The 24,408-nt window shown below is 34.0% G+C and carries 19 protein-coding genes; 2 read left to right on the top strand and 17 right to left on the bottom strand.

Features of this window, described 5'->3' with window-relative positions; genetic code table 11:
* Positions 1 to 293 precede the first annotated feature (293 nt).
* The 7 genes from V1503_RS22195 to V1503_RS22165 all read right to left on the bottom strand — a co-directional run bounded on the left by V1503_RS22195 (position 294) and on the right by V1503_RS22165 (position 7,775).
* A complete protein-coding gene (locus V1503_RS22195; RefSeq protein WP_410629184.1) occupies positions 294 to 1,274 on the bottom strand; it encodes a sodium:calcium antiporter in 981 nt (326 codons plus the stop codon).
* Between the two features lie 117 nt (positions 1,275 to 1,391).
* Positions 1,392 to 2,147 (bottom strand): exodeoxyribonuclease III, encoded by a 756-nt coding sequence (locus V1503_RS22190; protein ID WP_410629183.1) that lies wholly within the window; start codon positions 2,145 to 2,147, stop codon positions 1,392 to 1,394.
* 148 nt (positions 2,148 to 2,295) lie between these two features.
* Positions 2,296 to 3,693 (bottom strand): DEAD/DEAH box helicase, encoded by a 1,398-nt coding sequence (locus V1503_RS22185; RefSeq protein ID WP_410629182.1) that lies wholly within the window; start codon positions 3,691 to 3,693, stop codon positions 2,296 to 2,298.
* A 133-nt stretch (positions 3,694 to 3,826) separates the two neighbouring features.
* Positions 3,827 to 4,108, bottom strand: coding sequence for a DUF6509 family protein (locus V1503_RS22180; protein WP_320258564.1), 282 nt, complete (start codon positions 4,106 to 4,108; stop codon positions 3,827 to 3,829).
* Positions 4,109 to 4,403: 295 nt separating this feature from the next.
* Positions 4,404 to 5,180, bottom strand: coding sequence for a divergent polysaccharide deacetylase family protein (locus V1503_RS22175; protein ID WP_410629181.1), 777 nt, complete (start codon positions 5,178 to 5,180; stop codon positions 4,404 to 4,406).
* Positions 5,181 to 5,402: 222 nt separating this feature from the next.
* Entirely contained in the window at positions 5,403 to 6,272 is an 870-nt protein-coding gene (locus V1503_RS22170; RefSeq protein WP_410629180.1) for a cation diffusion facilitator family transporter, read from the bottom strand.
* Between the two features lie 123 nt (positions 6,273 to 6,395).
* Positions 6,396 to 7,775: an MFS transporter gene (locus tag V1503_RS22165; RefSeq protein ID WP_410629179.1), complete on the bottom strand. Its 1,380-nt coding sequence runs from the start codon at positions 7,773 to 7,775 to the stop codon at positions 6,396 to 6,398.
* 698 nt (positions 7,776 to 8,473) lie between these two features.
* On the opposite strand from V1503_RS22165, the gene V1503_RS22160 reads away from it, so the two are divergent.
* The gene (locus V1503_RS22160; RefSeq protein ID WP_410629178.1) at positions 8,474 to 8,950 is read left to right on the top strand and encodes a GNAT family N-acetyltransferase; all 477 of its coding nucleotides are present in this window, start codon (positions 8,474 to 8,476) and stop codon (positions 8,948 to 8,950) included.
* A 341-nt stretch (positions 8,951 to 9,291) separates the two neighbouring features.
* Here V1503_RS22160 and V1503_RS22155 read toward each other — a convergent pair whose 3' ends face one another.
* From V1503_RS22155 to V1503_RS22120, 8 genes are all read right to left on the bottom strand, one after another.
* Positions 9,292 to 12,846, bottom strand: a complete 3,555-nt coding sequence (locus V1503_RS22155; protein WP_410629177.1) for a PKD domain-containing protein — start codon at positions 12,844 to 12,846, stop codon at positions 9,292 to 9,294.
* A gap of 773 nt (positions 12,847 to 13,619) precedes the next feature.
* Positions 13,620 to 15,863, bottom strand: a complete 2,244-nt coding sequence (locus tag V1503_RS22150; protein ID WP_410629176.1) for an immune inhibitor A domain-containing protein — start codon at positions 15,861 to 15,863, stop codon at positions 13,620 to 13,622.
* 999 nt (positions 15,864 to 16,862) lie between these two features.
* Positions 16,863 to 17,267 carry a MaoC/PaaZ C-terminal domain-containing protein gene (locus tag V1503_RS22145; RefSeq protein ID WP_410629175.1) on the bottom strand — a complete coding sequence of 135 codons (405 nt, stop codon included), beginning with the start codon at positions 17,265 to 17,267 and terminating at the stop codon, positions 16,863 to 16,865.
* Positions 17,264 to 17,713 (bottom strand): MaoC family dehydratase N-terminal domain-containing protein, encoded by a 450-nt coding sequence (locus V1503_RS22140; protein ID WP_410629174.1) that lies wholly within the window; start codon positions 17,711 to 17,713, stop codon positions 17,264 to 17,266. Before V1503_RS22140 ends, V1503_RS22145 begins: the two co-directional genes overlap by 4 nt.
* A gap of 24 nt (positions 17,714 to 17,737) precedes the next feature.
* The gene (locus tag V1503_RS22135) at positions 17,738 to 18,502 is read right to left on the bottom strand and encodes a beta-ketoacyl-ACP reductase (RefSeq protein ID WP_410629173.1); all 765 of its coding nucleotides are present in this window, start codon (positions 18,500 to 18,502) and stop codon (positions 17,738 to 17,740) included.
* Positions 18,503 to 18,531: 29 nt separating this feature from the next.
* Entirely contained in the window at positions 18,532 to 19,707 is a 1,176-nt protein-coding gene (locus V1503_RS22130) for an acyl-CoA dehydrogenase family protein (RefSeq protein ID WP_214484146.1), read from the bottom strand.
* 529 nt (positions 19,708 to 20,236) lie between these two features.
* On the bottom strand, positions 20,237 to 20,518 hold the full coding sequence (locus V1503_RS22125) for a hypothetical protein (protein WP_410629172.1): 282 nt from the start codon (positions 20,516 to 20,518) through the stop codon (positions 20,237 to 20,239).
* Positions 20,519 to 20,632: 114 nt separating this feature from the next.
* Positions 20,633 to 20,743, bottom strand: a complete 111-nt coding sequence (locus V1503_RS22120; RefSeq protein WP_214484153.1) for an FbpB family small basic protein — start codon at positions 20,741 to 20,743, stop codon at positions 20,633 to 20,635.
* 576 nt (positions 20,744 to 21,319) lie between these two features.
* Between V1503_RS22120 and V1503_RS22115 the strand changes: the two genes are divergently transcribed.
* Positions 21,320 to 21,970, top strand: a complete 651-nt coding sequence (locus V1503_RS22115) for a VOC family protein (protein WP_410629171.1) — start codon at positions 21,320 to 21,322, stop codon at positions 21,968 to 21,970.
* A gap of 356 nt (positions 21,971 to 22,326) precedes the next feature.
* On the opposite strand, the gene V1503_RS22110 is transcribed toward V1503_RS22115, so the two are convergent.
* Positions 22,327 to 22,416: a putative holin-like toxin gene (locus V1503_RS22110; RefSeq protein WP_250886792.1), complete on the bottom strand. Its 90-nt coding sequence runs from the start codon at positions 22,414 to 22,416 to the stop codon at positions 22,327 to 22,329.
* A 332-nt stretch (positions 22,417 to 22,748) separates the two neighbouring features.
* Positions 22,749 to 22,913 carry a hypothetical protein gene (locus tag V1503_RS22105; protein WP_410629170.1) on the bottom strand — a complete coding sequence of 55 codons (165 nt, stop codon included), beginning with the start codon at positions 22,911 to 22,913 and terminating at the stop codon, positions 22,749 to 22,751.
* Between the last annotated feature and the right edge of the window lie 1,495 nt (positions 22,914 to 24,408).

Below are 24,408 nucleotides of genomic sequence, written 5' to 3'. Positions count from 1 at the left end.
AAAAAGAGCCTGACAATAAAAACAAGCCTTCATCTGATTAATTTTGAAGGCTTGTTTTTTATTAGTTGTTCATTGTAGCTGAACACGCCTTTATTGTCTGGTTAAGTTTAACCCTCTGCTTAAGCTCCTTCTAGATGTATGTATCTAACGGAACTTGAAGAATTAATTTTAATTATTGGTGTATTTTGAACGACAATAGCTGCATAAATTCAAGTATTACATTTAGACACTGAGGTATTGTCAAAAACATATATTCTTGTATTAATTTTAACAATAGCTACAAAGTGAGCCTATTATAATTTACTAAAAATAACATAACTAGTGATAAAATAACATATAACGACGAATAAACTTGGCAAAACGTATGTAACTTTATTTATAGAGCGTTCTCTTAATATTGCATAGTATGTGATGATTGAAAGGATAAGGGTTCCTAATACAGTATAAATATGGCTTGGACTAGAATAGAACAACAGACTACCACTTCTAAACATAACATCAGTAAACACTAAAATTAGTATGTTAAAGATATTACTACCGAGTATTGAACCAATCGCAAGGCCATAGTTTGCAAGCCGCACCGCAACGACAATAGACACTGCTTCCGGTAAACTCGTACTTGCTGCTACTAAAAATGATCCTATAAAGGAAGCCTCAATGCCGGTTAGTGTAGCTATTTGGTCTGCTGTAATAGTTAACAGGGTACCAAAAAGCAGAATAAGAAAAGCAGTCAATATGAAAGTTCGAACAGATTTTTTTAAAGATTCATGTGCATATTTAGTTGATTCTCCTTGAACTTCTACTTCTAGCTGTGGTTTTTTAAGCTTTGATAACAGTACGATGCCTAATATATAAACACTAATTAACACAATCGTATCTATTCCAATTGAAAAGAAATGATTTGGGACTCTTATATAAAGTGATATAAAAATAATACTTGAAAGCGTCATTACAAGGACATTTGTATAACCATTTTCTTTGCTAGAGTAATTAAAAATCTGCTTATTTCGATACCAGAGATCAACGAGAGCTAGTATTAATAAATTAAATAAATTACTACCTAGTACATTTCCAGTTGCAATATCTGGATTTTCAATAAAAATAGAAGTCACACTCGTTGTGATTTCAGGTAACGATGTTGCTCCACCAAGCATTAACCCTAACACCGCTGCATTTAAAGTTGATTTTTCTCCAATAATATCAGCATGTTTTGACAACTGGACAGCTAGAAAGATAGTAAAACATGCAGCAATGAAAAAGAGAAAATATACCATAAGTTCGTCCACCTTCAATAAATTTACTTGTAAACAGTATTTCCAAATTGATCTAATACATTACTTAGTTAATTTATAATAAAAAATGACTTCATACAACTATTTTTAACTAACTTGTTACATATCCATTTCTAGTAAAACAGGGCAATGGTCACTTCCGAATATTTGTGAATGAATCTCTGAATCTAACATAATCGATTTAAGTTTATTGGATACGATAAAATAATCTATTCTCCATCCAATGTTTCTTTCTCTTACTTTGTTCATATAGGACCACCAAGAATAAGCACCTTCCTTATTAGGGTAAAGAAATCTATAAGAATCAACAAAACCAGCATCAAGCAGATTTGTCATCTTTTCACGTTCTTCATCAGTGAATCCAGAGTTGCCCCTATTTGACTTAGGGTTCTTCAAATCGATATCTTTATGAGCTACATTAAGGTCTCCACATAGGATTACAGGTTTGATGTTATCTAATTCCAAAAGATAAGTTCTTATATTATCTTCCCATTGTAAACGATATTCAAGTCTTGCTAAATCTCTTTGAGCATTAGGAGTATAAACATTTACTAAATAAAATTTATCAAACTCTAAAGTAATAATTCTACCTTCAGGCTCACTTTCATTATCTCCCACCCCATATGAGACAGATAGTGGCTTTATTTTGGTAAATATCGCTGTTCCAGAATAACCTTTTTTCAAAGCGTAGTTCCAATATTGAAAATATCCTGTTAAATCTAAGTCAATTTGACCGTGCTGTAATTTTGACTCTTGAATGCAAAAAATATCTGCATCAACCTCATTAAAATAATCTAAAAATCCTTTCTTTACACAAGCCCTTATACCGTTAACATTCCATGAAACCAATTTCATATACTATTCCTCACCACTGTTTAACATTTTTTTGTTTGGATGGTTTTCACCTTTATGATAAGCACGAACTTTTCAAAGTAGTAGTGTCTCACCACAGTAGTTTAACCTACACTCACGATCTCTTTTGAAGTACTTTGCTTAACATGACTTATTTTCTTCTCCCTTTTTGAGTAGCCTTCTTTTTGACATTCTTCTTCCGATGCAATTTTTTATTCGAACTAGTATTAGAGCTATTCCTACTACCTTTAAATGTGGACCCAGACTCATCGTTATGAGTTTTTTGTGATTGCCTCGACCTTGAACTTTGCTTATTAGACTTAGTTGTTGATTTAGAATTGGATTCGTCCTTACTATCTTGACGAGAATATTTACTCTTATTGGTTCTGTTTGATTTATAATTTTTTTTCTTACCCTTGTCCTCGTTCTTCGTTATTTTACCTACGTTTTGTTTTTCTATCTTGATGTTTAGATCTTTTTCAATCATATCAAGGACTGGGCGATCATTAGAAGAGTAAAAGGTAATAGCCTCTCCTGGCATACCAGCTCTACCAGTTCTCCCAATTCTGTGAACGTAGCTTTCGGCATCCTGTGGTATATCATAGTTAAAAACATGAGTAACACCTTCTACATCAAGCCCTCTTGCTGCCACATCTGTTGCAATAAGCAATTGAAGCTGTACATCTCTAAACCGTTTCATCACTTGCTCTCTTTTTGCTTGTGATAAATCTCCGTGTAGTTCATCACATAAATATCCTTTTGATTTCAGTATGTCGTACAGCTTACTAACCCTTCTCTTCGTTCTACAAAAGATGACTGCTAAATATGGGCGACGAGTATCTATTAAATGGAAGAGTGTAGCTTGTTTGGCACGATCAATTGTATGTATTGCTATTTGTTTAACATTATCTGCTGGTCCTTGAATCTTTTCAACTTGAATGTATGTAGGGTCATGCATATATTTTGAAGCTAATTTTTTTATTTCTGTAGGTATTGTAGCAGAAAATAATAATGTTTGACGTTTATCAGGAGTCTCTTTAATGATTTCTTCAACTTCAGTTAGAAATCCTATATTCAACATTTGGTCGGCCTCATCAAGCACGAGAATATCTATTGTAGATAAATCAATCGTTTTTCTTTTAATATGATCTAAAAGGCGACCTGGCGTTCCAACGACGATTTGAGTGTTTTGTTTTAATTTTTTTAGCTGTTTATCTACCTCTTGTCCACCATATACTGCTAAAGCATGAACACCTTCTACATCCGCAATAAATTTTTCTAATTCAGCAGTAATTTGTAAGGCTAACTCCCGTGTCGGAGTTACAATAAGTGCTTGAATGTGTCCTTTGCTCGCATCAATCTTTTCTAAAATCGGTAACATGAACGCAATTGTTTTACCAGTCCCAGTTTGTGCTTGAGCAATGACATCTTTATTGTCGAGTATTTTTGGGATTGCTCGTTCCTGAATCGGTGTAGGTTGAACGATTCCTTCATTTGTTAATGTATTGATTAATGTATCTGAAAGGTTTAATGACAAAAAATCTTGCATTGCTATACCTGCTTTCTTTACGTGTTACGTTTTTTGTAATTAATTCAATGCTGTCCGAATGATATGAATGTCATGCTAAAAAGATGAAAGGACAGTACCCCTACTGAGATATCGCCCTTCTTAAACCCTATATTTATTCAAAGTTTTGTTTGCAATAGTTTAATACTTGGATTTCTTCCTCTGCGTCTAAAGCCCAATCATAATATTTATTTGTGTTTTTTTCAAAAATCTGATATTGCGCAACTTTATAATCATCTTCATAAACTGCGAAGATGGCTTTTATATATAAACCTTCAGGACTAAATAAGTCATCATCTTCCACTACTTCAATATGTAAAAGAAATTCGTATCTATCTCCAACTAAGATCCCTGTAGGGTCTTTTAATTTTTCAACTGAATGACTAATAATATTCATTAATTCCTCTCCCTTATACTACCCCTGACCCAACTATTATAAATCAATAGACCGAATAATTTGTGTTGAGCTGTAGCTAAACAATAGATAAAAATAGTTAAAGTCTATCATACATTTTACCATAAATCATAATCCAACGTTCTAATCTTCCCTATTTACATTTTTTTGTTTGGTGGTTTTTTTAACCCTTCATAATAAAATTACTAACAGCATGGGTAAACAACCTTTAACCTTAATCCCATATCATTCAGGATAAAGTACACCCCGTAAAAAGAACAAGCTATGTGACTATTCCTTATTTAAATTCAAAATACTTATCATCAATTAGGTCAGATACTGGAACAATTTGAATGTTTCGTTCCTTAAATTGCTTCATTGATTGTGAAATTCCAGTATAACAAACTTTACCTGTCTCACCAACATGCCCAATTGCGATTCCTACCCCGTACTCTTCTGCAACTTCTGCTAATTTTAACATTTGGTTCGTCACATGAGACACAGAGGATATATCATCTAGAAATATATCTCTTTCTAGTAGTGGAACACCTAGCTCCTCAGCAATTTCGGGAAACTTAGAGTTCGGGCTTGTAACACTATCTACAATATACATGTTTTTTTGTTTAACAACTTCAACAATTGCTCTGACAATATCTTCATTTTCAACGACGAGAGAACCCATATGATTGTTTAAACCTTTTGCATAAGGTACACTTTCGATTGCTTCAGTTACTCTCTTTTTCACTTCCGATGGAGGTAGATCAATTGTTATGGGCTTTGGACCTAACCAAGATTTTTTTCCTTTCTTTGGCTGCATAGGTAAATGTACCATTATTTCAAACCCTTGTTGATGTGCCAACATCGCATGCTCTATTGAGTTGTCAGCAAATGGCATAACAGCGACAGTAATTGGAATATCACCTTTCAAAAATTCCATCACTCCACCGTCTCCCCCACCAAAATCATCAATAATAATGGCTGACTTGATCTTCTCAGCTTCTCCATTTACATTATGAGTTGTTAACAAGCAAGCAACAATAAAAAACGCACAAATAACAGCATTTTTCAAAATCATCCCACCTAATTATGTTAGTCATTTTATTATTCGTCGTTACCCATTTGCTATTCATGGACTTAAATGAACTTAACACATTAAAATGAATGAATTTTTGCTAATGACAGTGTTTGCTTATATAACGTGAAAGCTGTCGGAACTCAGTGTTAACATAATTATTTGTATATATTGTACTTGGTGGCTTTTTTGAATTTATAAACTGCTGTTTTTTCGTTAAAACCGTTAATTAGGCTCGACATGAACATGGATATCATATACCTCATGTTCATTTCTTAAGACATTTTCAACCATCGTTGATATATCATGTGCTTCACGAATATTTAGGTTAGAGTTAACAAGAATAACAATGTCTACTACAGCGTTATTCCCATACCTCCTTCCTCTAATCTCTTTTACCCCTTTTACGCCATACAAACTAAGAACTGTTTCTTTGTAACAGCTTATGAGCTCTTCATCAAAACCGTCTGTTAAATGTAGCGATGCATCTTGAAAAATCCCCCAAGCTGTTCTGCAAATAAGAATTGCAACTATAATTGCAGTGAGAGGATCTAACCACGGCAAATTAAGCTGTGAACCGACTATACCCACAGTTGTACCTATACTTACCCATGCATCGGATAAATTATCTTTAGCTGCAGCGAGGACGGCTTGACTCTTAATTTTCTTCCCTAAATTTCTATTGTATATGTATACAAAATACATGACTACTGCACTAAAAATTCCTGTCCATGCAGAAATCATGTCAGGGGATTGATGTTTGCCGCTTACAACTGAGATTACAGCGTCATATAAAACTTGGACACCAACAAACATCATAATAAACGAAGCGACTAGTGAAGCTACTGTTTCTGCTTTCCAATGGCCATATGGATGATTTTTATCAGGTGGTTTTTGAGACAATTTTAGACCTATTAAGACTGCAACAGATGCTATGATATCCGTTGCATTATTTAGTCCGTCTGCGATTAAAGCTTGAGAATTTGCAGTGTTTCCTATAAATAACTTCAATGCTGATAAGCAGATATAAGCAATGATACTTACCACTGCTCCACGTTCACCCATTTTTAGTTCTTGATATTTTTGTTGCTCCATAATAACCCCTCCACTTATCTTACGTAACATCATAACAACTATACATCGTGTGGGTCTAGAGCAACCTTTTTTCCTTAAACTTTACTATTAATAGGCGTCAAAAAATGTTTCGCTTAGTAAAAATTAAGCTCCTTTTTCATTTGGAATTTTATGTCGTACGTACAGTGCAAACATAACAATTGCCAAAAGAAGCAGCAACGATAGAACGACAAAAATATTCCTATAACTTATCTCTGCTATTAATCCTCTATGTTGTTGCATCGTTAATAATATCCCTGTTAATGTTACACCAAAAGCGCCTCCAATGAATTGCGTCAATTGAGCCATTCCCATACCAGATCCTATTTCCGAACTAGGTAAAATCCTCGTTAATTCATTAGAAATACTTGAAGTAAGTGCAGAAAAACCAATACTCATGAACATATATGTTACAAGAATGAAGTATGGAGATATACTAGCTAGGATAGCAAACAAAACAGTCGCAATCATAAGAAACGTTTGTCCGAATATGATTAAAGGTATATTACCGAATTTATCTATTAATCGTCCAATAAACTGTGCAGCTACTGCAGATAAAATCGCACCAGGAAAAATGATTATCCCAATTGCAGCAGGCTCCATATTATACACATTTGCTAAAATAAGTGGTAGTAGGAATAAGGAGGCAAAGTGTATTATAAATGCAGAAAAAGCAATGAATAATAGCTTTAAATATTGTCTATTTTTAAGTAATGCAGGTTGAATAAATGGAAGTTCTGTTTTTCCTATATGTCTCCACATAATAAAAATTAACATAATTGTAATTATTAAAATGACATAAGAAAAAGTTGAAAGAAACAATAACAATCCAGTTACACATAAAGCGGTAAGAATTCCACCAATCGTATCAAACTTTACCTTTTTCACTTCTTCTTGAGGTAATAGTTTTAAAAAAATAGGAATAAACAGTAAAACAAGACCTGTGACAGCAAATAGATAATTCCAACCCAAATATTGCGTAATTGCCCCACCTATTACAGGGCCTAACCCAAAACCTAATGAAGCAGCCGATGAAATCAGTGCCATCGCTTTCCCTCTTCTAGAAAGTGGAATGTAACGACTTGCAAGTACCATTGCAAGTCCTGGAACTGCCCCCGCACCAGCAGCTTGAAATATACGTGCAACAAGCAAAACTAAAAAGCTCTGAGAAAGAAACCCTAACACTGAAGCAACACCTAATATTATCAAGCCTATAAGTAACAGTCTTGAAATTGGAATATAGTCAGATAGTCGACTAAATGTTAACGTTGCAATAGCAAAAGACACTGAATATGCAGAGACAATCCAGGACGCTGAAGATGAAGATAAAGATAAATCGTGTAGCACACTCGGCAATGCTACATTAAACATTGTTGTATTCATCACAACAAGCCACACAGTAAAACTCCATATAAGGACAATTTTGTTTTCTTGTATCTGTTCATTGTGTGCCTGTTTGCTAGCTGGAACAGAAATTGAAGTCATTTAAACCCACCTTCACTTATTAAATTACTGATAGTTGTCAAAAGAAAGAGAGTCATTTTACATCAAGGCTCTTTTCGTAAACTTTGTTGCAATTGAGATAAATAAGGATAGCAGCAAAAATTTACGCCATTGACTTAATTTTAAATTGAGAACAGATGCCACGAACACTTGATTTTTAAGCATTGATCTCTTAGTGCGAACAGCAACAATCTATACGAAAACAGCCTTCATCAATATTAAATGTTCTATTATTACTATTCGCATGAACGACTTACTATTTCGAATAGATGAAATTTACGTATTCTTACTAATCATAAAGCGAAAAGATGGATTTTGAAAAGAATAATGCTTATAACGTCTGCTGCATTCATTAATCTACAGATCAGCTTCTAACATATCAGGTGATGACCCTATACCACCTAATTGAAAGATCCACCTATAAAGGCGGAGACTATAATTATTTAAACAAGCTTAGCTTAGCCTAGTTTTATGCTCCATTTATTCTTTTGTTTCGCCTGTTTTGTAAGATATTGTGGTTTTCAAATAATAAGGGAAAGAGTTTGTGGGATTTTATGTTAATGGTTAATATATAAAGAAAGTATTTTTTCTCAACTAAAGGATTGAATAGTTTAAGAGATATGCCAGTTTTAGGGTGAGGAATGGAAAAAGTAAGCTATCTTTAAGGGGGAAGAAAAAAGATGGATGTATCTATTCGAAACGCTGATATGAACGACTACGAGTTATTGTTGCCTTTATTTAGGAAAGTTCACAACCTCCACGTGCGTGCAAGACCAGATTTATACATTGACAATCCCAATCCAGTCGAGCAAGAATTCTTTGAACGTCAATTGAATGATGGTAAACAACATATTTTTGTGGCTACTATTGGCAAGGATATAGTTGGTGTTATAGTGACGAAGGAAGAAGTAATAACCGAAAATTCTTTTGTCAGAGAAAGGAAAATATTGGTTATAAACAGTTTATCAGTTGCTGAAACGCACCGGAAGAAAGGCATCGGAAAAAAGCTAACTAAATATGTTTTTAAATTCGGGAAAAGTCTCACAGTTGATAGTATCGAATTGGGAGTGTCCGAGAAAAATATATCTGCCATTGAATTTTATAAGTCAATTGGAATGACTACAAAAAGCAGAAGAATGGAACTTAAATTTACCTAACAGCTGCTAACTATAAACGCAAGAAAGGGTATCTATGTAAACACGTTAACAGTTATTACAACCAGTTAAAATAGCCACACGTACACTTGTTCTTATAATTATTATATGGGAATTAGACGCTATCCATAATATTTAAGGAAAAAGAATTTTTTATAACATCAACAGTCACACACTCACCTTATACACGAAAAACTGCTGTTTTTTTGCACAATTGACATTCAACTCTTTTTTCACCATATAGTATGTAATAGACCAAATCATTGAGTAGATTTGGTCTATTGCTTCTTTTTTAAACTTAAATTTATTTTCCTTTGTCGGTTTGGAAAGTTAAGATCACAAATCTATTTTGTGATTTGAATCGAATAATCGACTATTTCCTCCCCGGACCATGTATAAGCTATAATGTAGTACGTACCCATTGGAAGGTGAAAAACATTGTCACGAAGTGGCTCTGCTACAATTTCACCATTCTCATCCTCAACAACAACATTATAATTTCCACCGGATCGATTAAGGTTAATTGTCACTTCTCCATCATTCACCATATCAAAATAGTACCAATCAGTATGATCTCCTGCTTCATAATCAAGAGACCCAACAATACTGCCTTCAATGAAGTTGGCATTAGATTTTCGATTATTTGGCTCAGTTTCAGTTATTAGTACGTCATTATTAACAGTGATGCTCATTATTGTCACACTTGTTTCTCCAAAATCATCGGTAACAGTTAATTGCACATCAAATGAACCTACTTCTTCATAAACATGAGTTGGGTTTGTCACTGAACTCGTATTGCCGTCACCAAAATCCCACTCATAAGAAGTTATCCATCCATCTTCATCATATGAATCACCACCATCGAACGCAACTGTTTCATTTACTACAACACTTCTAGGTGCATTTATGATAGCTACTGGAGCAGTATTTGTACTTGCATTGTCGTGAGATATTGATATTGTATAATCAGCAGATTCTCCAGACCATGTATAAGCGATCACATAATATCTTCCTGTGGATAGCGTCATTGTATTATTTCTTAGAGGCTCGCCAATGTGATTACCATTTTCATCTTCTACTATGGCATTTATTTCTCCACCTGTTTTTGTAACATTTACAACGATATCACCTGCTTCTTCAACATCAAAATAAAACCAGTCTGTATGATCTCCAGTTGCATAATCTAAAGAGCCATTAATTTCACCTTCAACTTGTATGTTATTCGCAGCTGATTTTCGGTTATTTGGTTCCGTTTCTGTTCCTTCTTCATCAGACCCTTCTACAACTATCGTCTTAGTTGTAAGTCCAGTAGCTCCTTCATTATCTGTTACCGATAATGTTACGACAAATGAGCCGGCCTCCTCATATATATGAATAGGATTTTCCTCTGAGCTTATGTTTCCATCTCCAAAATCCCATTCATAATTCACGATAGAACCGTCTTCATCATATGAATCACCACCTGTGAATAAGGTCGATTCATTAACTACAACAGTAGCAGGAGCATTAATCAGTGCAATTGGTACACTGTTATTCGTTTCGCCTGCATAAATTCCATGCAAGACTACATCAAACTCAAATTGTCCATTTGAATTGACTCGATGATTTACAAAATAAGCAGTAACAGTTTTATAGCCACTCCAAACACCACTATTATCTAGTTCATTTAATGCAGTATTCGTAGCGTTATCCATCTCAGCTATATCAACAGCTTCGCCACGAGATGAGCTTTCACTAACGTATGTTCCTTCAAACGTAAATGTTTCAAAGAAAGTCGATGATTTTGTTGTCACCTCAACATTATCTAAATTCATCAAACTAGTAATATCATTCTGAATTTGTCTTATAGATCTTTCAGGATGCTCGTATAAATACTCATCACCTACTAAAACAGTGCGGTACTCTCCATTCGTGTAATTTTCCCACATCTCATTCATATGTTGCTGGTATGCTGCTTCAACGGCATTGTCTTGAGAAAGATCATCTACATATTGCCTATACAAAGTTGAAGCTCTTTCAAAATCTTCGTTAGCTACAATTTCATTTAAATCATTTAAAATATATAAATAGTCTCCACCGTTGCCGTTGACCATAAAATCATAGAAACTGTATGCATAATCATAATAATCAAAACCATATAAATCATAAGTCGCATTGATCACTTGTTCAACTGTAAACCGAGAGGCTGGGTCACCTATTTCCTCAACCATCACATTTCTACCGTCTACACCAGTTCTAGTAGAACCAGCGAAAAATTCAGCTCCGCCTTCACCGAACCAAGGTAAATTGTTATTGTTATCGTACAAAGGAGTGTCAGCATAAAACCCTGGTATTAGAAATCTACTCATTAAGTAATGCGTATATTCATGTCGAAACAACTCTTCTAATTCAAACCTACTATCTCCTGCTGCAACACTTCTATCCCATGTGTAGAATAATCCTGCACTTTCTATATATCTACCACCATTTTCAACACTATAATCATTATTTAATAAGCCATTCATAAGTTGGTATTCAAATTTGCTGTTATACACAATTGATAATAAGTTGTCATCAGGATTTCCAGGTCCGTCGGCTGGATCATCAGTTCCTGAAAATCTATGAAACTGTGACTTAACTTCTCTTGCTGCCCAATACATTCTTTTTATTTTGTCCTCTGGTACGTCATCTCCTGCCCAAATTGTAAACTCACCAGCTTCGAACACATATTCATTACCGAAATATCGATCTACAAATGAATCATAAGGGGCTACTCTTGCTACAGTTGTTCCATTTGCATCTATGCCATCATATTGCCAATAAATATGATAAAGAGCTAAATATTCCCTTGCTCCCCATCTATTGTATACTGTATCAAGAGCTTCTGTAATAGCCTCATAGCCATAATATTCATTTGAATGATATCCACCTACGTTAAAATGAAGGATCAGCCACATAGTGTTGTCTAATGCCCATACTAAACGGTAATCTTCTTCCATCTCGTAAATAAAACGAGTTATTTGTTCTATTAAATAATCTAAACCAGCGTTAAACTCCCAACCTGTTGTCCCATAGTTATATTTTGTTTGCCAATCAAGTGAATAAATAAATTCTATATAAGCATCAATTGCTTCATCATAGTCGGCATACAATGTTAAATTAGAAGTAAACTCACGAACAACATCACCAAATTTATAGTACATATCACTATCTGTAACCGCATGATTTAAAAACCAGCTTAATTGAGTGATCAAGTAGTTGCCTTCATCCGTGTCACTAAAACCAACATTACGATTGTCTAAAACTGCATTGATCGCTGGATTTACTTTCTCTCGATACTCCAAGTCGTCATAAAAGCTTAATTCACTATATTCATCTGATTTATAAAAAGGTCTGTTTGCCATCTCTATAAGATTGATTAAACCTACATCATTTGTTTCTCTCCACTGAGGAGCTTGTTGTACGATTGCATCTAATAATGCTTGATGGCGACTTTCATCAACATAAAAGTCAACAGCATCTGAGCTAAACGTCCAAAAATCCTCTATATCATCGACGCTATTAAGATCATATATTAGGTAGTCTATTAAACTGTCATAGGACAAATTATTTAAATAAGCAAAATCTATAACTGTGCTAGTTGCTGATATAACATTGTTTTCGATGTTATTTGATTTTATTGATCGAACCGTATTGTGAACATCATTGTGTTCATACACGCTACTCAAGTCTGAAAATGTCAAATCGCTATATCCAGGTGCATGTTGTAACGACTTTTTTATTTCCTCTCTTCCCTTGACGATAGAAGCATGATCATTATTAATTGAGTTGGCTTGAGTAAGGGAACCTGTCGATAACATAACAGTAAATACAAGAATAATGCTGGTAATTTTGTACATAACCTTTCGTTTTTTTGACAACATAATTCCTCCTTTTTGTATAGTTATTCTTTTTTCTTAATTTTCTGTTTTTTTAAAATGCAAAATATTTACTTAATAAGCGTAAACATACCGTAATCAATTCCTAGGACTTGGAATCAATCACATAAATACGTCGTAACTCCTCCCCCCAATCAACAAAAAAATATAAAACCGAACAACACCTCTTTCCTAATATTTAGACAACAATACCGATGATTGTTCGCCATGTTAATATAAAATTGCAATTGATATACCAAAACTATCGCAACAACTAAAAATTACTACATTTGAACTACATAAAAAAAAGGAAATAAAATGTCATTATTTCCAATGAGACTTATGTATGATATTTAAATATGTGCATGAAAGAAGTTACATATGATGTGTAAATTTTTATACATTGTTATGTATAAAAATATATACATGACTGACGTATGATAGAATATAAGCTTAAGTCAACATTCAGCTATTAATAATATTGAATGAAAAATATCAAATAGCATGCTTCGGAATGAATGACACAATAAAAAAAAGAGTAACTAGTACTCCTTAAATGTTCTATACTATAAATATTAACTTCAAATCGTTTTCTGAAATGAAAACTAGTTGCCTATTTTAGTTTTTTGTATAGGGCTGTTTTCGAAAACTGTGTTATTTTTTCACTTACATAAAAGAAAAGATATCAATTATTAACTTTTATAGCCTAAATAAAGATGCTCCGAATTTAACTACTGATCAAATGTCAAGAACAGTATTTTTTTATAGTTATTTAATTAATCTCGTGTTAAAAGAATTTTACCTACACTTCTGTCATCACTTTCTCCTATAACGCGAATTTTTAAGCCAAATGTCGGAATGTTACGCCCTGCATCTGCTACTTTACTGTTAAGGTAAGATTGACTGTCATCAAATAGTGTATTTTGTTGAGTAAAGTTATCCCTAATGCTTGCACCATAATAATCATCGTAGTCTAAATAGACTTTTTCCGATTGTACTAAACCAAATGCGGCATCGTGAATTTGTGTATCAGTATATGTGATGTAACCATCTGTCCAAGTGACCATTTGTTGATCAGCATCAACTACACCTAAATAACCATCTCCGGGATGATCACCAACAGCATTATTGTCCTGAGTATGATCAACGTACCATATGACCAACCCTGGCTTATACGATAAAAATACGGGTTTACTAGTAATTGGACGAATATGACTCAATGCCTTGTCTACCCCTTGATGGTTTCTCCATTCTAATAAATAGTAGTGCTCACCACTATATGTCCCTGTTTCTTTCGTGAACCCATCTAGAATTGCTGATGTCTCACCTTCTGCATCATCAAAGAAAATTTCTTCTCCATCAGTAACAACGCTAATGTCATCAACCCAAAATCCTGTTTCAACTGTGTTAGTATCTGTGAAATAATGAAATTTTATTTGGATTTTTGCACCTACAAATGCTGATAGGTCAAAAACACCATCTATCCATCCATCACTTTTCCCTGTAATTCCATGTCCGGGATTATTATTATCTTCTTCTGCCTCAGTTGTTGTGATATTCCCTTCTATGGCTACCCACTCATTAGTTCCATCCTCTTTTATTTGGACCGAAGCAAAATCCCATCCTTCTTCAATTTCATAAGAAGTTTTAAATGTAAGGAAAGCGTCTGTTGATGTATTTGTTAGGTCTAAATTAAAAACCAAATCGTTAGCTAAATAGTTGCCTCTACCGCTATAAAATGCGTAACTCCCACTATAAGGTTCTTCTATTGTAATTTCTTTATTAGGGAGTTCTATCTTAACTACATCACTATTCGTTCCTTTAGTACTTGCTTGATCAAGCAATATTTCTAGACCATTACTATCAATATCTTCAACAGAAATTGTATTACCTGATAACCAATTTCCTCCAAAAGTAGCCTGTAATATTTCCTTTGCATAAGGACTAAACCCAGGAGGTTCTGTTTGTGGGATTTCGCCTGCCCAACTACCAGAAGCCATTAGAGACCAGAAAGATATAGGTTCTCCTAACCCAGAATTTTCATATTCATCAAGTAAACCCAGAGCGTGAGCAAACTCATGTGCAAAAATAGCTGCTCCTCCTGTCGCACCTTGTATTGTATAAGAAAATCCTTTTAGATCTGTACCATCGAGATTAATTGGTTCATCAATATGCCAATAATGCGGCCAAATTGTTTCATCACTAGTAATATTATCTGACATAAAAACACCATCTTCAGCAACAGTTGATTGTACAACCATTACATAATCAATTATCCCATCGGGCTCAAAGATATTTCCATCATTGTCAAAATCATATTGATCCATCTGATCATATCTAGATAAATCAATATTGTTTGCTGCTACATCTTCTCCAAATTTTTTTAGGACATCTTCAACTAGTTCGTACCTTCGCTCATATTCATAATCTTCATTTCCATAATATGTTGAAGGTTTATCAACGGTATACCACCCAAATACTTCTCCATCAATCGTGTGACTTCCCCCAGATTGTTCCTCGTAAAATTGTTTCACGGAGATTAACTTGTCACCTTTTGGTCCTTCATAACCATTCTCTCCAAACACGAGCCCTTCAAAGTGTTCTTTATTATAGTCTTCATAATACAATTCAGTATCATTAGGTAGAATGTCATTAACAGGATGATCAGGATACTCTGCTAAAAGTACAACGACATTACTAACAGTTAGCTCCCCATTCCATGCCTCAGGATTCACCATTTGTACATCCTCAGTCAATCCCAACTTATTACCATTCCCTTTTTTAATTGCATTACTTGTCCCATTTATGCCTCTTTTTTCGTAAGTAGACTGGATAAGTTTTAATCGTTTCGATTCTTCCTTATCTAGCTCAATTTCTTCTCCACTAAAAATATAAGGATTATTTTGAGGTTGATTTTGACCTCGGGCCTTAAACTCTGAAGCACTATTGGCAATAGAAACGGACATTAAACTAATTCCTAATGATATACTAGCGATGGTAGAAATTATTGTTTTTTTCAATATGATACTCCCTTCTGTTTTTAATCTTTTAACCCAAGGAAATAATATGATTTTTTTCTATTTTTTTCAATAGTGTAAATTCACTGATTATTATGCGCAATGTTAAACTATTTTTATAGGACTATTTCAGTGTATAAATGCTAGTAGAGAACAAAAAAGCCTTGCATTCTTCTTGTTTCGTAAAAGGGTGTACTTCAAACCTGATAAACCAATATTAGGATTACATATAGATAGGTTAACTTAATAAATTTAATAACCGTGCTGAAAGAAAATACTTCCTTACCAATAAGATCGCTTTTTTTAATTTTATTGCCTTCTTTTAATACTTTACATTCTTTTCGTAATCTTTATAGCCATGGCTCTTAAACTAGACAGTCATCATTTTATAGTAGACAAAGATAGTGAAAATCTTTAACAGCGTAATTGACCATAGGTGGTTACTATGTTACATTTTTGATTTCTCTCTACTAGTTTGTTTGCAAAGGTATAATTATAGGAATAAAAATATGAAACATATGCAATGTGGGGGAAAGGACAAATTAACCTACAACTTACGAAATAGATGTTAACTGAGAGGAATGAGGAGAAATTGTTAAAGGGTTTCTCAGAGGATATGATCTAACAATATTTAAATAAGGTACATACAATGAAAGAAACATAGTTTAGATAACAAAATCACCCCAACAATCCAATTAAATAACAAAATACATCTATTAAAAAGGCATTTAATTGGATTGTGAGGAATAACAAAATCTTTTTTGTTCGTTTTTAAATCACCATCTAAAATAGGAAACTTTACAATTTACTTGTTTTAACATTTATAAGTTTGAAGATCATTTCATAAATAATGGATTTTTTCCATTAATTGTTGCTTTTCATTCTTAAATATACACACGTAAATATCAATCATTCGTAGCATCTTTGATACTTTAACATAATTGAATTGTAAAAAATGTATCAGACTGTCCTATTTAGTAACCAAACCAACAAAGAAGACTATTATTCATACGTAATAAAATGTACATTGCCCCTGATTACTTGCTTATTATGCTGATTAATGGCACTAACATCAAAATTCATCTCATTATTACAGATTTGTGTCAATGTTGCTTTCAATGTAATTATATCGTTTAAGAAAACCATACTTTTAAAGCGAATTGAATAGTCTTGAATATAACCATCTAGCAAAAAAGGGCTAAATAACTTAGATAAATTCCCCATCGTCCACATCCCATGAGCAATAATCCCTGGTAAACCTGCTTTTTGAGCTTCTTCATCAATCGTATGAATTGGATTGTAGTCACCTGAAGCACCAGCATATTTAATTAAATTTAAACGAGAAACAGGTGGTAATTCGACATCACTCAGTGCATCCCCCACCTTTAGTTCTGTCAATTCTATCACCTGTTCATCTCCTTTCGTAAGGCAGCATTAAAAACAATCGTTGACTTAACAGTAAATACAATGTTACCGCTTACATCTTCTCCGTAGCTTTTGAGCACTAAGAAGCCCAGCTCTCCACTATTGCTCGATTTATCATAATAATCCTCTACTTCCTGATAACAAAGTATCTCTTCATTAACAAGTAATGGCCTTTCATAATGATACAATTCTTCTCCGTGGATCAGCCCTTTCTTAGGGAGCTGCAAACCTTCAATTACACCATAATTTAATACTCTTGGAAACGTTACTGGTGCAATATTAGTTTTGTATCGAGATTCCGTCCCTACTTTCTCATCTACAAAAATAGGATGAGGATCACCAATTGCCTCAGCAAATTTTTTGACAGCTCCTCTTTCAATGGTGTTTCTATGTTTTTTAGAACGCTTGCCGATTAATTTTCTAAACAAACTATAACACCCCACAATGACTCGTTAATTTTTTGGACCTCCAGCGACGTAGATGACTTGGCCATTTACAAATGATGATTTTTCATCTGCAAAAAATGTTACAGCATTCGCAATATCACTCGGCTTACCAGTCCTTCCAACAGGGATCGTTGCTATACTAGCCTGTATTAAATCTTCAAACGATATACCAATCCTTCTAGCTGTTTCTTTGGTCATTTCCGTTTCTATGAATCCTGGCGCAACTACATTTGCAGTAACTCCATATTTACCCAATTCAATAGCTAGTGTTTTCGTAAACCCTTGTAAACCAGCCTTGGCAGCTGCATAATTTACTTGCCCACGATTTCCTAGTGCAGAAGTTGAAGATATATTAATAATTCGCCCATAATTATTTTTCACCATATGTTTTTGAGCAGCACGAGTGACATTAAATGATCCTTTTAAATGAACATCCATAACGGTCTGCCAATCATCATCAGTCATTTTAAATAATAAATTGTCACGAATAACGCCTGCGTTGTTTACAAGTATATCTATCGATCCATATTTGTTATATACTTCATCAATCGTTGCATTTACGGCAATAGGATCAACAACATTAACGACTTTTGAAAAAACTTCGAATCCTTTTTCCTGAAATTGCTGAGAAGCTTCATATAATGCTTCTTCATTTATATCAAAAATAGCTACTTTTGCACCTTCCTGAGCAAATTGTTCAGCAATGCTTTTTCCTATCCCTCTACTTCCACCTGTGACAATTGCTACTTTATTATGAAACCTTCCTGACATGAGTTATATCTCCTTCCCAAAAAATCTTCTTAACCGAATTGTCCTACTTTTACATGGCCTTTTAATAGATTTCTAGAAATGATTAAGCGCTGTATTTCATCTGTTCCATCAAAAATCCTCCAGAGCCGTGCCTCACGGTACCACCTTTCTATTGGGAGCTCCTTCGTATATCCCATACCACCATGAATTTGCAGCACACGATCAACTACTCTATTCCCCATATTTGCTCCGTATAGTTTTGCGATAGACGCTGCATGACGATTGTCTTCACCTTGGTCCAGTGTAAATGCTGCATTTAGCACAAGCCAGCGTGCAGCTTCAATTTCAACAGCACAATCGGCAATTTGCCATTGAATAGCTTGTCTTGTAGCAATCGGTTTTCCAAATGTCTCCCTCTCTTTAGCGTAATCAATAGCCATCTGAAGCAGTCTTTCAGAAGCACCTACTGCACGTGCCCCAACTATCCATCTTGCAAAGCCTATCCACTCCAAGCCTAACTTATAGCCTCCATTAATCTCTCCAAGGATATTCTCTTCTGGTACACGTACATTTTCAAAAACTAAACTTGCAGGGCCACCTTCTCCCATCGTTAAAATTTCTTCTGATCTCCAGCCCATGTCTCTGTCAACAATAAAACACGTCACCCCATCTCTTCCTGTTGCTTGATGCATTTCTTTGTCAGTAATAGCAATAACCATAACAAAATCAGCATCATTACCACCTGTAATAAACGTCTTTTCTCCATTTAAAACCCATTCATTTCCTTCTTTAACCGCTGTCATTTTTATGTTTCTCGTATCTGAGCCTGCACTTGGTTCTGTTATGGCAAAACACGATTTTTTCTCCCCATCAATGGTAGGAATTAAATACTTTTTCTTTTGTTCCTCATTTGCGTAATATAGAATGATGTCCGCAGAGCCACCAAACATGAAAGGTACAAAAGTTTTCGACACTTCCATAAGAACAATTGCTAACATCATCTGCCCTAGGTCTGCTCCTCCATATTCCTTTGGCGTACTTATACCCCAAAAACCAGCTTCTTTCGCCTTTAATTGAAGCTCTTTCAATTTACTAGCAGGAAGACCTGGCTTACCAGCACGTTCATTTCTGAGAACGTCGTTTTCAAGAGGAATTAATTCTTTTTCAACAAATTTTCTAATAGTTTTTTGAACCATTTTCTGCTCATCGGTTAATCTTAAATTCATAAAATCAACTCCATATTATATTTTTTTGAATTTTCCGAATTAATAAGCTATAGTACCCCGTTTAAATAGTGTAATATATTTTTTTCGTTTACATGAAAATAATCATTCATATTCTATATTTTTGCGAGAGAAGTAGAGAGAGTATATGCACAGTTTATTAAGAGGCAGCCTCCTTTCACTTATTAACAGGCTCTTTGCGTCATATTTGTTGTTAAGTATCTAAATAGGCATAGCAACAATTGTATTAATTTAGCTAGTTGACATCAATTTTAAAATTTAAAATAGCAAAGATGCCACGAACGATCATTATAAGTTGTACATCCTTTGGTATGAAGGAAAAGATCATGCGTAGGTAGCCTATTAAAAAGTACTATAATAATGGATTCTATATTTTTGACTTTACACCTTTAAAAAAGTTGTTACTATTTTGACATACCCTACTATATAATTATATTTTCTCTATTAAAAAAACATTACCTTAATCGTTAATAATTTCACATTAAGGTAATGTAAACGCTACTGAATATGCTTATATTGTCGTAAAGGTAATTTTGTAAGTTTTTCTTTCCATTTTTACTGTAACAATTAAGTTTTCTAAAAATTGTTTAATGTTAGAGTACGCCAGATAATCATCCGCTGTTGTAACACTAAAAAAAGATTGTTTTACATTAGTTTGGCCCATAGGTTCAATGGTTGTCTCAGCTAATACTTTACGGCAAGCATTCAACTTACCAGTGCCACCACATGTTTCGCAAAATTGTATCGTACCTTTACAACCACACGGAACAACTTTTATCCTTTCAATCACCATATTGATTCTCTCCTATCACAATTTAATTACTAGCTCTATCCATCATTTTAATTAACCAAGCATGTTAAATATTTTACTTCTGACGCCAGTCATTTTGTTGCATTTACAAATGTTTTACTTGTTTCCAACATGCTTCTTATCAATGCGTTTCTCGATTTTGGCAATAGCATCCTTGTCTTTAAGAAGTTCTTCTTTGTTTTGTCTAATTAGTTGTGCTAACGGCATTTTTACTTTTTTCAATACATTCACTCACCTTTCAATTAGTTTTTCTTATTAAAGGTCAATATAATATGTTTTTAAACGATTATGATACTTTAGAAAGTTATCGTGTTATGCCATGTATAGTAGATCAATATTTTTTACATTTCTTCACTCCACTTTTGTATAACCTATCAAAAAAAACCTTTACCAGAGTGGTAAAGGTTTTTCTACATATAAAGACCTTTACCGCTAGATAAAGGTCTTGCTAACAACGTTATGTCGCCAACAAAGCCGAGAGTATCAAACTCCGTAATGACGACTTTGCTGTAAAAGCTACTCCCCTTTAGGAGAAACATTAAGTTAATTTACCTATATCATAAAATAAACGATATGTCTTTGTCAATTAGTATTTTCATATTTTATGTGACAGCATATGTGATGTAGGTTTATTTTCTATTAACAAATTATTCACTACCTCATACGAAAGTTGTAGTAATACTCAACCATCTGCCTAATGCTCTGTTTAATAAAGTTCATTACAATAAACTCAACAACAAATTATATAAAGATTTTTTTAAAAAAACAAAGGAGAGATTAAAAATGAAGATTATTGAGTTATCTATGAAAACATATAACTTAGAAAAAATGAAGCAATTTTATACAGATGTTCTGCAAATGACATTAATTGAAGAAAACGACAGGATGTTTTCTGTAATGGCTGGAAAGACCCGGCTAAACTTTGAACATGATTCACAACTTCCATTCTATCATCTTTGTTTTCGTACAAACGATCTATATTTCGAACATATATATAATACGTTGTCAAAGAGGGATGTGTTATTACCAGATGAGTCAGGAGAAACCTCTTTATTTTGGGAAGGAAAACAAGCATATTTTTATGATCCTGATGGGAATATTTTAGAAGTGCTTGTGAGACCGTTTAATGATAATGAAGAGGAACCATTCGGCTGGTTTGACGTTGGAGAAATCGGCATGCCTTCCAGTTCAGTCAGACAAATGCAAGAAGTTTTGACCCCTCATGTTATCGACAAAATGTATGGAATTGGTGATAATTTTGCATTTTACGGTGATGAATTTGGTGTTTTTGTTTTAGTGAATGAAGGAAGACATTGGTATCCAACGGAACGCCCAGCAACGATCCATCCACTAGATATTACTATACACGGTGAGAGGTTTCTTCATTTCAAACATTCAAACCTCCCTTATACAATCACGGTTAAACCTAATTAATTATTGAAAACAGTTGGTTAATTTAGCATTGTTGTCCCAAACCCTTCACCTAACCGAGCTGTGTTTGATTTAACCTTATTACAAGACCACTCTGTAAAGATGGTAAAATGCATATTTGCTATAACAGGTTGGACTAACATATATAACGTAACTAAAATAGACTGAGGCCTATGTAAATTGTACATTTTCCAACAATTATGATATTCTAATCATAGACAAGCAGTAACTGCATACAATAAGAAAGACCGCAAGTGTCGCAAGCACTCACGGTCTGTACAATAGACGATTCTCTAGAGAGTCGGCTTTAATAGTCTAAATAGACCACCAACCGCTCTGGCTAAAGCGTTAAGGGTGGTCTATTTGTTGTCATCTTTGTTGAACGACAGTACTGAAATAATCAGCCCGCAAAATGCAATTGCCAACATCAATGCTTCAAATACCGTCATACGCCTCACCCCCTTTCACGGGGAATGAAGCCGACCACCCTTAGAAATTCGCTATTGTATTCCAATTATACCATAATTGCCCATATTATTGTAAGTTGGTCCCACCTTGCATGTTTATGTATAATCTCAAAAGCTCCTGTTTTTTATTAATGAATATCTGGAACTAATTGCCTTACTAATCAATGTGTCAAAAAAATGATTTATTAGACCTATCACATTAATACAAGCTTAAATTACATGCTTACACAACATAATGTACACCCTTTATTAGCACTCTCACCTCCTCTGGTTGGTACATTACTCCTTTCGTGAACGTACGGGCGGGCTACTAATTAACTAGGTGTGCACTCTTTGTTCGCATCTATTTCTGGTTGGTTGACATTTAGGTTTCCAATTCCAATATTAATAATGTTTGTTCTTCTCACTACTATTAACAACAGTAATGGAAAAAAGAAAAATCCCGCTAACACTAATAAATCTTTTCTATGATACTTCATGTCATCTCTCCCTATTGAGTTTACTGTCAAAAAGCTTTTTTTCTACTATTTTTTTACTTTTTCAATCTGCTATAAGCCATAACTTAACTGAATTAAACTAGCTTCAACACATAAAATCAAGCTATCTCCACTCAATTTGAGTCAGCCTACCAGAACTGATAAGTTGACCCATTCTTTGTATTGCAACTCCAAGATTCTTGATAGCTTAAAACGTTGTTAGTACTTCCTCTATGATGAACTTTTTTTACTTCTCCTCTTGAGCTTGAATGGTACTTTATATAATTCAGCTCCTGAAGGTTATTGATGTAATAAATCTCCAATAAGAATGTAACGAATAGTTGTTGTAGTTTAGATTCCTTAAAATATTCCAACTGCACTTACATCTGATATACATGATAGTCGATCGGACAGTAGTAACCTAATTTCTCACTTTGATCTGTAAAGATGATCCGTTGTCCATAATGCAGCATAGAAAAATTTTGTATCTCAGTTATTTTATCCTATGGCAAATCCTCTTTTATATACTTCATTTCTACAACTGCTTGCTTCTTCATTATAAAAGACATCACCTTTCATTATTGGATATACAATCCCAATTCGACAAGAAAGGTGATTTTCCTACTATTTATATTAGAAGATTTATATTCAACAAATATGTAAGAAATTCGGGAAATAAAGAAATGGCATAACTCTTATTAAGTTAATTAGATTTGTATACCATATTTTTTCACATACAAACATCGTCAAAGAAAGAGCCCACCCATAAAGGAGTGAGCACAATATCGTTGTATTAATTCTTCAGCTAAATAGAAACATGACTTTCTGATTCAGGAATTGGTGTATCATTTTGTCGGATGCCAAGGATGACAAATTCAACAGACTCACCAGGTTGTAACATTACCTGTGTAGAAAAGGACAATTGTTATCATCATCATTATTGAGATCGATGAAAATGTCTCCACTTGCTGGATTTCTTTCAATTGCAGCACCACCAAATACTCTTGGCATTATAGTTCATGGTGTCACCAACTGCTGCAACTCTATGAGGGTCATTATTTGATAAGAAAGTGTAATTCCCGCCATCTAGTTTGAATTACAGATAAATTGAAAAACTGAAATCGTGGAGCACCTATAACACTTGTTATTATGACGTCATAAGTTGTAGAAAATTCTTCCACATTAAAACTAGTACACTGCTTAACAGTGTTAACTAACATAGTAATCCCTGGTGGACCATGTCTTCCCTGTGATCCTTGTTTCCATGGTGGCCCTTATGGCCCTTAAAGTGGTGGTGGAACTACTCTATATTTACAATCTTTTTCTTTTCTATCATTATTTTTACTATATTGTATAGTTATTTGCTATAACAGGTTGGACTAATCATCTATAATGTGTCAATAATGTACGATTGTCTATGTTATCCACTAGTTCCTCTTGCTTCTATTTTGCAAACTAGATTTAAACATCATATTCACAGTTCTTCAAAAAAATCATA

Source organism: Nanhaiella sioensis, assembly GCF_046557775.1.
Lineage (GTDB): Bacteria > Bacillota > Bacilli > Bacillales > SM2101 > Nanhaiella > Nanhaiella sioensis.
This window is presented reverse-complemented; position numbering and strand designations above follow the sequence as displayed.